This is a genomic window from Aquimarina acroporae (assembly GCF_023195925.1).
In the GTDB taxonomy this organism is placed as follows: domain Bacteria; phylum Bacteroidota; class Bacteroidia; order Flavobacteriales; family Flavobacteriaceae; genus Aquimarina; species Aquimarina acroporae.
Genome location: NZ_JALPRE010000020.1, coordinates 50,443 through 63,659 on the forward strand (window position 1 = coordinate 50,443; position 13,217 = coordinate 63,659).

Consider the following 13,217-nt stretch of genomic DNA (forward strand, 5'->3'; position numbering starts at 1 on the left):
AATGAAAAAAAATATAATTTTCATATTAGCAGCCCTATTAGTTGTGAGCTGCAATACATCTGTTAAAAGCAAAGTAGGTGAAAATTTGATTTCAGATTTGTCATTCAATTCTTGTTACAATGATGTAGCTGAATCCTATGAATTTGATTTAGATAGCTTGGAGAATTTTGGAAGTTTAATACAAAATTTGGATCGTATAACCTGCGAAAATCAAAAACCTGTTATTGGTTTTAACATTAACAACTCAAGGTATAGAATATCCCCATGTCATTCTTGTCCTGATAATCGTATAATATTTTGTTCGAAACAACGAAATGAACTTTATATAAAAAAGGATAGTGTTAGAGTTGACAATTTTACCGCATTTCCAATAGATAGTTTAAAGCAAATACTTAGAAAGCATATTTTAAATGAGAAAAATGAATCAAAATATTCAGAATCTCCAAAAAAAGCTTTTGTAAGTATTAGTACAAATAGTAATGAGAGTATTAATACTATCAAAAATATATTATTAGAAATTGGAGAGGAATTTGTGGAAATCAAGAAAGATTATAAAGATTCATTGTACTTAAGCGTTCAATTTAAGACAAACTTTGCTTTTGATTTATCACCTCCTCCATCTACCAAATAAAAAAAGTCAATTTTAAAAAACCTCATATATTTTTTATGTGAGGTTTTTTTACCCAAACAAATACTCTGCAACATCCTCAATTTTAGATACCAGTTGTACCTTTATTTTGGAGTTTGGCAACGATATTTTGTTGTATTTGGATACAAAAATGGTAGAGAAACCTAGTTTTTCTGCCTCTTGTATGCGTTGTTCTACCCTTGTGACGGGTCGTATTTCTCCTGCAAGTCCTACTTCGGCAGCAAAACAGTAGTCTTTAGGAATTGGGATATCCTCACTAGATGATAAAATCGATGCTACTACTGCAAGGTCAATAGCGGGGTCATCTACTGTAATACCTCCGGTAATATTTAAGAATACGTCTTTAGCTCCTAGTCTAAAACCTGCACGTTTTTCGAGTACAGCGAGGATCATATTTAATCGCTTCAGATTATACCCTGTAGCGCTTCGTTGTGGGGTTCCGTAAACTGCGGTGCTTACCAATGCTTGTATTTCGATCATTAGCGGGCGCATGCCTTCTAAGGTTGAGGCTATGGCAGTACCACTTAGATCTTCATCTTTTTTTGATATTAGGATTTCGCTTGGATTGTTTACCTCCCGCAATCCGCTGCCTTGCATTTCATAAATCCCAAGCTCAGATGTTGATCCAAAACGATTTTTTAAAGCACGTAAAATTCTGTAGACATGATTACGATCTCCTTCAAATTGAAGTACGGTATCGACCATGTGTTCCAATATTTTTGGTCCGGCAATATTGCCGTCTTTAGTAATATGGCCTATTAAAATAACAGGAGTAGCGGTTTCCTTTGCAAATTTGATAAGCTCTGTAGTACATTCTCGTATTTGCGATATACTCCCAGCACTACTTTCAATATAATCACTGTGCAAGGTTTGTATAGAATCTATAATGACAATATCGGGTTCTGTGGCTTCTATTTGCCTAAAAATATTTTGAGTTTTGGTTTCGGTTAGGATAAGACAATTATCAGTTTTAGAGTGAATACGTTCTGCCCGCATTTTGATTTGTTTCTGGCTTTCTTCTCCAGAAACATATAGAGTTTTGTAAGGGAGCTTAAGACTAATTTGCAATAATAATGTGCTTTTTCCAATACCTGGCTCTCCTCCCAAAAGGGTTAATGAACCGGGAACTAATCCGCCCCCAAGTACTCTGTTTAATTCAGAATCGTCTGTGTTATACCTTGCTTCTTTACTAGTATCGATTTCTGAAATACGAAGAGGCTTTGCAATTGTTTTTTGAGTTGGAGCTGAAGTAGCATTTTTCCAGTCCTTTTTTTCTGCTTTTTGTACGACTTCCTCGGCAATCGTATTCCATGCTTTGCAAGAAGTACATTGTCCTTGCCATTTTGCATATTGAGCACCGCAGTTTTGACAGAAAAAAACAGTTTTGGTTTTGGCCATATTCAAAAAGATGAGGTGTAAAAATACTACTATTTGATTTTAAATGAAGCGTCTTAAAAATAAAAAGGACCCTTTTTTAGGATCCTTTTCGAATATGTTACTGGAGATAGTAATTTACCATCCAAAATCTTCCTTAATCTTATTTACCTTGTCTAGCATATAATCTTTTGTAAGGAAAGCTACCTCTTCAAGCTGAAATCCATTTTCATAAGCTCTCATTGCTTTTTTAGGTTCACCGGTTTGTTCATAAAACATACCTAGATAATAATACCCTAACATTTTCTCTGGGTGTTCTTTGTTAGCCAATTTTCCTAGTGGTTCTAGCTCTTCCCATTTTTGATTTTTTTCGATAGCAGTAGATACGGCTACAAAATCATTAATTCGTATTTGTCGTTTGATACCATAAAGGTTTTCTGTGGTCTTATACATGTCTACCAAATAGTCATACGTCGATGTTTCTAAAGGTAGCAATACTTCTTTATAGGTCTTTTTGCTTATTGGTCTGTACATTTCAAAAATGGCTTCTAGTGCTCTAGGAATTCCTCTTCCTACCAAGGTGTAGTGAGAAGATTCATCAAAGTCATCAAAGAAAAAATGGGTATCAGGGTTTTCTACTCCACTCATTTGATCATTAAAGTCTCTAACCGATTTTTTAATAATTTCTGCATCATTGGTGGCAGTAGCAGTATAATACCATATGTCTGAAGAGCTACTTAAAATATTGGTGATACGATCCACCATAGGTGGTGCAAATTCTGGGCTTAAACAAATGTATGCTTGAAATATAGGATTGTCCTTAAAAAGGAAGTAATTAATGTAATTGGCCGTATAATCGTGCCCAATAATTATTTTAAGTTGGGCAGTTCTATATGTCTGATCAAGGTGAGGAATTAGTTCTTGCCCTATAAACTCAAAAAACTGAGCTCCTTTTTGATTTGGTAAATATTCTGCAAGATCATATCTGCAGTCGTCTTCTCTGGTCTTTCTCTGGTTGACACCAACCACGATAGATTCTGGCATATCTTCCCAATATGAAAAATAGTCGACATTTCCTGCCACAGGTTCAAAGAGGTAATCTCCATCTAAAACAAGAATTAGTGGATATGTTTTGTCTACATTCTTTTTATAGTTACGTGGTAGCTGAATTTTGAGTTCCCTGCTTTGATCTAATTTTATAGAACGAAACGATTCATAAATAGCTTGGCTATAACCCGAAAAAACAAAAATGCAGGCTATAATTAAAGTTATGCTTTTCTTCATAAGTAATTAAGATTTAGGTTAAGCTAGGGACAATATATAAAAATTTAGTTATTTCTCCCGGTTTACAATAGGCAGAAACAAAAAGGATAACGCACCTATAACTATGTTTATTGCGGTTTGGGAGCCCCAAAGTATCCATCCAAAAGCTTCGCCATCACTTTTTTCAAAGCCAAAAAACACAAAAACAGCACCTACAACTATTGGAAAAGGTAAGATTCCAATACCTCCATTGGTGGTTGACATCGAAAAAGAGCCAACTACAAATGCTACTAGAATTACACCAATAGATGCGCTACTAAGGTTCGGAACAGCAAATTTTATTACATAAAACATGAGTACGTAAAGAAACCAGATTAAAAAAGTATGAAAGAGGAATGCCCATTTTTGTTTCATGGTAAAGATGCTCTTCATACCTTCCCATAGTCCCAGGCCGAAGTTTCTAATTTTTATTATAAATCTATTTGATGATTTTTTCAATATCATTAAGCCAATATATCCTATGATTATTAGACCCATTAATATTCCTAAAGTGTAAATAGGGTTAATGTTCTTTTCATCCAAAAAGTTCATTAAATATTCGGTCTGAAGAATTCCTGCCAAAGATGTGACTAGAACGAGCATGATTAAATCAGTAATTCTTTCAGATACTATAGTTCCAAAAACTTTTTCAAATGGTATTTTTTCGTAGGTAGAAGTGGTTACTCCTCGTAGTACTTCACCCGATCTGGGAATGCCAAGATTGGCTAAGTAGCCTATCATGACCGCCATAAAGTTATTGTAGAGTTTTGGCTTATATCCAAGAGGGTTTAACATAAATTTCCAGCGATATGCTCTGGAGAGATGAGAAGCAATTCCCAAAATGAGAGAGAGGGTTACCCACATTGGGTCTGCATTAACAATACTATTAAGTAGCTCTTGTCTGTATTCTGGAGTCGCAGAACTCAGGAAGTACCAAATTAAAAAAACTCCCAAGCCAATTGGGAGTATTATTTTAAGAAGTTTTATAAGTTTTTGATTCACTGTTACTTTAGCAAATTGTTTTCCTCATTTGGGAAAAGAAGTTTTGGTTTAAAGTTTTTGGCATCTTCAATATCCATCATTGCATAAGTGATAAGAATAAGCACGTCACCTTTTGCTACCTTTCTGGCTGCTGCTCCATTAAGGGTAATTTCACCGCTGTTTCTTGGTCCCGGAATGGCATAAGTTTCTAGGCGTTCTCCATTATTATTGTTAACGATCTGCACTTTTTCTCCTTCAATAATATTAGCAGCATCCATAAGATCTTGATCAATGGTAATACTTCCAATATAGTTTAAGTCTGCACCGGTAACTTTAACCCGATGAATTTTTGATTTTACTACGTGTACAAGCATGTTACAAAGTTAGTTATTTTTAGTTTAGGGCAATGTTATCTATTAGTCTAATTTTACCAGCAAATACGGCGATAAATGCTCGGTATTTAGTGTCGTTCTGTTTTTGAGTGATAGATCTTAGATCAGAAACCTTTGCAATCTCAAAATATTCTAGCTCGAGTTCTTTGTTATTTTCAAATTGTTGAGAAACCCACTCGTTTAATTCTATAACATTTTTTATGCCAAAGTCTTTGTGTACTCGTTTTAACACTTTGTATATCAGGGGAGAAGCTTGTAGCTGATCTTTGTTTAGCCTTTTGTTTCTAGAACTTAATGCTAATCCGCTTGCTTCCCTAAAGATAGGACAGCCTATAATTTCAACTGTCATTTTTTCAATTTCAACAAGTTTCTTTACAATTTGAAGTTGTTGAAAGTCTTTTTCTCCAAAATATGCCCTGGTTGGAGATACTATAGTAAAGAAATGTTTTAAAACAGTGCCTACACCATCAAAATGGCCTGGACGGTATTTTCCTTCCATTTCATTTTCTATTCCGCCAAAGTCATAAGAAATCGAATTCATGTGATCTCCATAAACTTCAACAGGACTGGGTGCAAATACGATAATATCTTCAGATAATTTTGATAAAAGCTCAACATCGGCCTCTAAAGTTCGAGGGTAATTTACCAAATCTTCACTGTTATTGAATTGCGTAGGATTAACAAAAATACTCACCACAGCTACATCATTTTCTTGAATTGCTCTTTCAACCAAAGCAAGATGACCTTGGTGTAAAGCTCCCATTGTAGGGACAAACCCAATGGTTTTTCCTTGTTTTTTTAAGGTTGCAACATTGTGTTTTATGTCTAGTCTTTTTTCGTGTACCTGCATTGTGCTGAAACTTAAAGGCGTGCAAAAATAAGATATTACTGGCAGACTGCATAAATTTTCGTAATTTTGCAAAATTAATTCCAAAAGGAGGACGATAAAAGTATCGATTATATGAAAGATAAGAGGATATTGTACGTATCATCAGAAGTAATACCTTACCTGCCAGAGACCGAAATCTCATCAATGTCTTTTGAGGCACCAAGAATGGTCAACAACAAAGGAGGTCAAATTAGAATTTTTATGCCCAGATATGGCAATATCAATGAAAGAAGGCATCAATTGCATGAAGTAATTCGTCTTTCGGGAATGAATTTGGTAATTAATGATTTAGATATGCCGCTAATCATTAAAGTTGCTTCTATTCCAAAAGAGCGCATGCAGGTGTATTTCATCGATAATGAAGACTATTTTAAAAGAAAGGCTACATTGACAGACGAGGACGGAAATTTATTTCCAGACAATGATGAAAGAGCAATCTTCTTTGCAAAAGGTGTAATTGAAACAGTAAAAAAATTGAACTGGTCACCAGATGTTATTCATGTTCATGGATGGTTGGCTTCTCTTTTACCACTGTATTTGAAACATTATTATGCAAATGAGCCGCTTTTTGGCCATAGTAAAATAGTTACTTCTGTATACAATCATGGATATGATGGTACTTTAGACAATGCTATGATGGAAAAGGTGAAGTTTGATGGAATAGCCGAAGAAAAAATTAGTGTTCTAGCATCACCGACCTACGACAATTTGATGAAAGTAGCAATAGATAACTCTGATGCTATTATCGTGGGATCTGAAAGTATTTCTGATGAATTATCTGAGCATTTAAAGAATGTAGACCAACCAGTTTTAGAATATAAAAACCCAGATGAATTTGCAGATGCTTACGAAGCCTTCTATCAAACAGAGGTGCTGGTGTAAGTACAAATGAATTATTTATGAATTTGAAAAACGTATTGATTAAAATTATGGCTATAGTAGCTATAATTTTTACTTTTTTATCCTGTGATGATGATTTCAATTCGGTTGGTAGCGAAATTATAGGAGATGTTAATTTTGAAGATCTTGAGTATGCAGCTATTCCAGTAGCATATACTCAAAAATTTGAGAGAGTACAAACATTAGGTTTGTCGTCTAACTTGCTTGGGGTTTATAACGATCCCGTTTATGGGCAATCTGTATATAGCGTTTTGTCGCAAGTACAATTAGAAAGAGATGATCCTACTTTTGGTGATAATGCAAGAATGGACAGTGTAGTATTAAACATACCATATTTTAGTTCGATTACAGCAACAGAGACTAATGATGCTGGAGAAACCATTACCACTTATGAGCTAGATTCTTTATATGGTAATCAACCATTCAGATTATCGATTTATAAATCAAACTACTTTTTAAGAGATTTCGATCCTGAGTCAAGTGATAGACAACAATATTTTTCAGATGATATAGCAACTATTGATGCTAATTTTGAAACTCAATTAAGAGAAGTTCCTTTATATACTAATGATGCGTTTATTCCTTCCCCTCTGGAAATAGAATTAGAAGGTCCAGACGGTAATGATGAAGGAACAGAGCCAGATATTACTAGAATTGCTCCTGCATTTAGAATAAAACTTGATAATGACTTCTTTACTACTCAAATTTTAGATAAAGAAGGAGCTCCAGAACTAAGTAATGCCAATAACTTTAGAAATTATTTTAGAGGAATTTATTTCATGGTAGAGCCGGTAAATGGCAATGGTAGTATGTTTAGGTTCGATATGTCTAGAGCAGATATTACATTGTTTTATACATTTGACCGAGAAGATACTTCAGATTCTAATGGGGATGGAAGTACAACTGATATTATTGAAGACCAGTCAACATTAAGGTTAACTTTTGGTAATAATGTTATTAATGGTATCGAGACCGACTTAAACGCAACGATAGCCAATGAGGTAATGACTGCCAATCAAGATAGAATTGCGGGAGAAGAAAACTTATACCTTAAAGGAGGAGATGGTTCTTATGCAATAATCGATTTGTTTGGAGGTACTGTGACGAACGAAAATGGCGAAGAAGAAAATGAGTTAGCTTTTTTACAGCGACAAAATTGGTTGGTCAATGATGCTACTTTAAAATTTTATATCAATCAGGATATGGTAACTTCTGGTGAAACCGAACCAGAAAGAGTATATATATTTAATCTCGATACAGGTGAAGTACTTATAGATTATCGTGCAGACGCAAGTGCTAATTTAGATAGTCCTTTATTTTCTGTTATAGACCACCTGGGAAGAATCTCCAGAGACTCAGACGATCAAGGAGAATTTTATGAGATAGGAATCACTCAACATATAATAAATGTTCTAAACGGTGATATCGAGAATGCTAAGTTAGGATTAGCGGTATCTCAAAATGTAAATATTATTACAAACGCAGATGGTTTTGCATTTGTACGAACAGATGACACTGATCCCAACAGTGATATTGTCTTAGGAGAAAGAATATCCCCCCTTTCATCAATAGTTTCCCATGAAGGAACAGTTCTTTACGGTAATACCGAAGCTGTTCCCGAATCAAAACGTTTAAAACTAGATATTTTTTATACCGAATCAAAAAACAACTAAAAAACTTAAATCATGTGTGGAATCGTAGGTTATATAGGTCATAGGGAGGCTTATCCAATCGTTCTAAAAGGATTAAAAAGACTCGAGTACAGGGGGTACGACTCGGCAGGAATTGCCCTTTACGATGGTAACGAAATTAAATTGTCGAAGACCAAAGGTAAGGTAGTAGATCTTGAGGAACGAGTAGAAAAAGAAATTTCAACAAACGGAAGCATAGGAATTGGTCATACCAGATGGGCTACTCATGGGGTGCCAAATGACGTAAATTCTCATCCTCATTACTCTAATTCTGGAAATTTAGTGATTATTCATAATGGAATTATAGAAAACTATGAATCTCTAAGAAAAGAATTGTTAAATCGAGGGTATTCCTTTAATTCAGAAACTGATACAGAGGTATTGGTTAATCTAATTGAGGATGTAAAGACCAAAGAGAATGTAAAACTTGGTAAGGCTGTGCAAATGGCTTTGAACCAAACTGTAGGAGCATACGCAATTGCGGTTTTTGATAAGCAAAAACCAGACGAAATTGTTGTAGCACGATTAGGGAGCCCTTTGGCAATCGGTGTTGGTGAAGATGAGTTTTTTATCGCTTCAGATGCCTCTCCTTTTATAGAGTACACAAACAATGCAATCTATCTTGAAGATGGAGAAATGGCCATTGTAAGAAGAAACAAAGGGGTGAAGATTCGTAAAATACATGACGATAGTTTAGTAGATCCCTATTTGCAAGAACTACAAATTAATCTTGAGCAAATCGAAAAAGGAGGTTATGACCATTTTATGCTTAAGGAAATATATGAGCAACCAAGTGCGATAAGTGATACCTATAGAGGTAGAATGCTTGTGTCAGATGGGATTATTAAAATGGCGGGGATCGATGATAATCTGGCTAAACTTTTAAATGCAAAACGTATTTTAATTATTGCCTGTGGAACATCATGGCATGCTGGTTTGGTTGCCGAATATATTTTTGAAGAATTAGTTCGAATTCCGGTTGAGGTTGAATATGCTTCAGAGTTTAGATATCGTAACCCTGTAATACATCAGGATGATGTGGTAATTGCAATCTCTCAAAGTGGAGAAACTGCCGATACTATGGCTGCGATCAAATTGGCAAAGGAAAAAGGAGCATTTGTTTTTGGTGTATGTAATGTAGTAGGGTCTTCAATTTCAAGAGAAACACATGCCGGAGCATATACACATGCAGGTCCTGAAATTGGGGTAGCATCAACAAAAGCGTTTACTACACAAATTACTATTCTTTCTTTAATAGCATTAAAGCTTGCAGAGCGAAAAGGAACTATATCAAATAGCGACTTCTTCTATTATTTACAGGAATTAGAAAGAATTCCGGAGAAAGTTAAAAAAGCGCTAGAGTCTAATGATCATATTCAGCATATTGCCGATACATATAAGGATGCTAAAAACTTCTTGTATTTGGGTAGAGGATATAATTTCCCTGTTGCGTTGGAAGGAGCATTAAAACTTAAAGAGATTTCTTATATCCATGCAGAAGGATATCCTGCTGCAGAAATGAAACATGGTCCTATTGCACTTATTGATGAGCAAATGCCAGTTGTAGTTATTGCAACCAAGAAAGGACATTATGAAAAGGTGGTTAGTAATATTCAGGAAATCAAATCTAGAAAAGGTAAAATCATTGGTATAGTTACCGAAGGTGATGTGACTGTTAAAGAATTGGCAGATCATGTTATTGAGATACCTGAAACAATAGAGTTTTTAACTCCATTACTTACTACAATTCCATTGCAGTTGTTATCATACCATATTGCGGTAATGCTTGGTAAAGATGTAGATCAACCAAGAAATTTAGCTAAATCTGTAACAGTAGAATAAGGCATATTTATTTAATAATCGCAAAAGCCAGCTTATTTGAGCTGGCTTTTTTTATAACATTCAATGGTTCAAGGTATTGAATATCTATTGTTATGGTTATACCTGTCTTAATTATTTTTAGTAGTTTTATGTATATCTACATTTCGTCATTGCATTACGTTCAACTTTACCCCAAAAACACGTTTTTTTAACAAATTATTGATTTTCAGGGTCGTTAAACAACATTTTTTCACGATAAAACGCACTTTTTCTTTGTTTTTTGCGAAAAAAGTGTAGTTTTGCATCCCAAATATTAAAGATTTCTTATGCGTGCATAAGAAGAATCAACTTAATTATATATAAACTACAAATCTACTTATGAGAACAATTACGCTAGTTTTAATGCTTTTTTCAAGCATTATTGGAATGGCACAAAATGTGGTAAATGGTAGGGTTATTGATGGATTCGATCAACCTATACCAGGAGTAAGTGTTACTGTTAAAGGTACTGATGTTTCTACGATCACAGACTTTGATGGAAACTTTACCTTGACAACGGATAAAGATTATCCTTTTACGCTAGAAGCATCAAGTATTGGTTTTGATCCTACTACCGTAGTGGTGACTTCGCAAACTGGAGAAGTTACAATTGTATTAGAAGACATTACTTTCTTAGATGAGTTGGTAATCTCGGCTTCTCGTGCACCAGAACGTTTATTCGAATCTCCGGTAACTATCGAAAGATATGGTATCAAGGAAATTAAAAATGCAACTTCGGCAGATTTCTATGGAGACCTTGAAAATATAAAAGGAGTTGATATTAATACTAATAGTTTAGCATTAAAATCTATTAACACCAGAGGTTTTGCTACATTCACCAACACTCGTTTTGTACAGTTAATCGATGGTATGGACAATACTGCTCCAGCACTTAATTTTGTACTTGGTAACTTGGTTGGTTTAAGTGAGCTTGATGTACAAAGTGTCGAATTACTTCCAGGAGCATCTTCTGCACTTTATGGTGCGAATGCTTTTAATGGAATATTATTCATGAATAGTAAAAATCCGTTCGATCATCAAGGAATTAGTGCTTATGCAAAAGGAGGTATTACATCTCAGGAAGCAGCAGGTGATAATGAATTTTATGACGTTGGTATTAGAATGGCGCACGCTTTTTCAGATAAATTAGCAGCAAAAGCAAGTTTTTCTATCCTTAACGGTACAGACTGGTTAGCAGCAGACAAAAGAGATTTAGATAATCCGGGAGCAACAAGAGAGAACAATGTTGGATATGATGGATTAAACGTATATGGTGATGAAGCTAAAGGTTCGTTAAGAGGACTTGCTTCTCAAAACCCTGGTTTTGATCCAGCGTTATTGCCATTACTGCCAGAAACAGTGGTAAGTAGAACAGGTTATGATGAAGCAGATCTTAATGCTAATGATGTAGAGAGTATAAAATTTGACGCTGCTTTACACTACAGACCGTTTGCTGATGATTTTGAAATCATTTATGCTGGTAAATTAGGTAGAGGTACAACAGTTACTCAGGACGCCAACAGAACGCTATTACGTAACTTCTTTTTACAACAGCATAAACTTGAGATTAAAAATGATAACTTCTTTTTAAGAGGATATATTACTGCTGAAGATGCTGGAGATTCTTACGATATTCGATTTACAGGATTAAATATTAATAATGCTTGGAAATCTGACTCGCAGTGGTTTACAGAATATATTGGAACATATCTAGCGACAATTGGTGGAAACCCTAACGATCCTGCTGCCCAAGCAGCAGCTCACGCTGCAGCACGACAAGTTGCAGATACAGGACGTCTTATCCCTGGTACTCCAGAATTTCAACAAGCGTTTGATCAGGTGACTAGTAATCCAGATCTTGCAACAGGTTCTAAGTTCTTGGAGAAATCTTCTTTTAGACATGCTGATGGAAATTATAACTTTAGCCACTTAACAAGTAATTTTGCCGATATTCAAATTGGTGGATCTTTTAGAGAGTACAAATTAAATTCTGAAGGAACGGTTTTTACCGATGTAGATGGGCCTATCAAATATTCTGAATATGGTCTATATACGCAGCTTCAGAGAAAATTATTGGACGAAAGATTAAAATTAACTGGATCTGTTCGTTATGACAAGTCTCAGTTGTTTGATGGTAATTTCTCACCTAGATTCTCTATCAGTTATACGTTCGGAGAAAATAAAACACGTAACCTACGTGCATCTGTACAAACAGGTTTCAGAAACCCAACTACTCAGGATTTATTTATTGGTCTTGATATAGGAAGAACGCTTTTAGTTGGTTCAGCAGAAGAAAACTTAGACAGATATAGAGTAGTAGACGATTTTAATAACGTTTACACAGCTAGAGACGCATATGAGAATTCGTATTCTGCTAGTTCGGTACAACGATTTGCAGCATCAGGAAACCCTGCAGATTTAGAAGTAGCTGATATTGATATCGTAAAGCCTGAAAAAGTAACTGCTTATGAGGTTGGATATAGAGCACAGTTTGGTAACTTCATTTTTGATGGTAGTGTATACTATAACCAGTATCAGGATTTTATTGCTAACGAAACTGTTGTAGTGCCTGGACAAGGTGTAGTAAACGGTTCAGCTGCAGAGCAGTTATTAGCTGTACAATCACTAGCTAGTGCTGGTACAAGAAGAACATTTACTGCTTCTACTAACTCTGACGTAGATATTAATTCTTACGGAGCAATCGCAGGATTTACATATAAGCTGAATGGATTCGATTTTAATGCGAGTTATACATTTGCAGAACAAGATTTTGATCAGGAAGAGGAGCCAGATTTTAGAAGTAACTTTAACACGCCTAAGCACAAGGTTAAAGCTTCTGTAGGTAACGATGAGGTATTTAAGAATTTTGGATTCAATGCTAATGTAATCTGGAGTGATGATTTCTTCTGGGAGTCTGATTTTGGAGTTGGTGAGATACCTTCTTATACAGTAATTAATGCTCAAATTAATTACACAATCCCTGCAATAAAAACCAACTTAAAAATAGGAGCCAACAATATTGGTGGAGATGAGTACTTCACAGCGGTTGGATCTGGATTTATTGGTTCTCAGTATTATATTGGATTATCAATCAACAATCTATAATAAAGATTGTTAAAAAACATAAAATTTTAAGACCCGTCTGAATTTTCAGACGGGTCTTTTTTTTTGGCTAGTTT

Annotated in this window: 10 protein-coding genes; 5 read left to right on the forward strand and 5 right to left on the reverse strand. The window is 35.0% G+C overall.

Features of this window, described 5'->3' with window-relative positions; all coding sequences use genetic code 11:
• The first annotated feature begins 1 nt into the window (after position 1).
• Positions 2-631, forward strand: a complete 630-nt coding sequence (locus tag M0D21_RS21700) for a hypothetical protein (protein ID WP_248333440.1) — start codon at positions 2-4, stop codon at positions 629-631.
• Positions 632-679: 48 nt separating this feature from the next.
• On the opposite strand, the gene radA is transcribed toward M0D21_RS21700, so the two are convergent.
• The 5 genes from radA to panC all read right to left on the reverse strand — a co-directional run bounded on the left by radA (position 680) and on the right by panC (position 5,548).
• Positions 680-2,047: a DNA repair protein RadA gene (gene radA / locus M0D21_RS21705; protein WP_248333442.1), complete on the reverse strand. Its 1,368-nt coding sequence runs from the start codon at positions 2,045-2,047 to the stop codon at positions 680-682.
• A 114-nt stretch (positions 2,048-2,161) separates the two neighbouring features.
• The gene (locus tag M0D21_RS21710; RefSeq protein ID WP_248333444.1) at positions 2,162-3,307 is read right to left on the reverse strand and encodes an alpha/beta hydrolase; all 1,146 of its coding nucleotides are present in this window, start codon (positions 3,305-3,307) and stop codon (positions 2,162-2,164) included.
• Positions 3,308-3,355: 48 nt separating this feature from the next.
• Positions 3,356-4,327, reverse strand: a complete 972-nt coding sequence (locus M0D21_RS21715) for a lysylphosphatidylglycerol synthase transmembrane domain-containing protein (RefSeq protein ID WP_248333446.1) — start codon at positions 4,325-4,327, stop codon at positions 3,356-3,358.
• Between the two features lie 2 nt (positions 4,328-4,329).
• The gene (gene panD, locus M0D21_RS21720) at positions 4,330-4,680 is read right to left on the reverse strand and encodes an aspartate 1-decarboxylase (RefSeq protein WP_248333448.1); all 351 of its coding nucleotides are present in this window, start codon (positions 4,678-4,680) and stop codon (positions 4,330-4,332) included.
• 19 nt (positions 4,681-4,699) lie between these two features.
• Positions 4,700-5,548: a pantoate--beta-alanine ligase gene (gene panC, locus M0D21_RS21725; RefSeq protein WP_248333451.1), complete on the reverse strand. Its 849-nt coding sequence runs from the start codon at positions 5,546-5,548 to the stop codon at positions 4,700-4,702.
• A gap of 111 nt (positions 5,549-5,659) precedes the next feature.
• Here panC and M0D21_RS21730 point away from each other — a divergent pair, with 111 nt between their 5' ends.
• From M0D21_RS21730 to M0D21_RS21745, 4 genes are all read left to right on the forward strand, one after another.
• Positions 5,660-6,469, forward strand: coding sequence for a glycogen/starch synthase (locus M0D21_RS21730; protein WP_248333453.1), 810 nt, complete (start codon positions 5,660-5,662; stop codon positions 6,467-6,469).
• A 17-nt stretch (positions 6,470-6,486) separates the two neighbouring features.
• Positions 6,487-8,160: a DUF4270 domain-containing protein gene (locus M0D21_RS21735; RefSeq protein ID WP_248333455.1), complete on the forward strand. Its 1,674-nt coding sequence runs from the start codon at positions 6,487-6,489 to the stop codon at positions 8,158-8,160.
• A gap of 12 nt (positions 8,161-8,172) precedes the next feature.
• Positions 8,173-10,020 carry a glutamine--fructose-6-phosphate transaminase (isomerizing) gene (gene glmS / locus M0D21_RS21740; RefSeq protein ID WP_248333457.1) on the forward strand — a complete coding sequence of 616 codons (1,848 nt, stop codon included), beginning with the start codon at positions 8,173-8,175 and terminating at the stop codon, positions 10,018-10,020.
• Between the two features lie 357 nt (positions 10,021-10,377).
• The gene (locus M0D21_RS21745) at positions 10,378-13,143 is read left to right on the forward strand and encodes a TonB-dependent receptor (RefSeq protein WP_248333459.1); all 2,766 of its coding nucleotides are present in this window, start codon (positions 10,378-10,380) and stop codon (positions 13,141-13,143) included.
• Positions 13,144-13,217: the final 74 nt, after the last annotated feature.

Coding starts and splice junctions, on each gene's coding strand:
- M0D21_RS21710 (WP_248333444.1), bottom strand. CDS start 3,307: ATGAAGAAAAGCATAACTTTAATTATAGCCTGCATTTTTGTTTTTTCG.
- glmS (WP_248333457.1), top strand. CDS start 8,173: ATGTGTGGAATCGTAGGTTATATAGGTCATAGGGAGGCTTATCCAATC.
- M0D21_RS21700 (WP_248333440.1), top strand. CDS start 2: ATGAAAAAAAATATAATTTTCATATTAGCAGCCCTATTAGTTGTGAGC.
- panC (WP_248333451.1), bottom strand. CDS start 5,548: ATGCAGGTACACGAAAAAAGACTAGACATAAAACACAATGTTGCAACC.
- M0D21_RS21730 (WP_248333453.1), top strand. CDS start 5,660: ATGAAAGATAAGAGGATATTGTACGTATCATCAGAAGTAATACCTTAC.
- M0D21_RS21735 (WP_248333455.1), top strand. CDS start 6,487: ATGAATTTGAAAAACGTATTGATTAAAATTATGGCTATAGTAGCTATA.
- radA (WP_248333442.1), bottom strand. CDS start 2,047: ATGGCCAAAACCAAAACTGTTTTTTTCTGTCAAAACTGCGGTGCTCAA.
- panD (WP_248333448.1), bottom strand. CDS start 4,680: ATGCTTGTACACGTAGTAAAATCAAAAATTCATCGGGTTAAAGTTACC.
- M0D21_RS21745 (WP_248333459.1), top strand. CDS start 10,378: ATGAGAACAATTACGCTAGTTTTAATGCTTTTTTCAAGCATTATTGGA.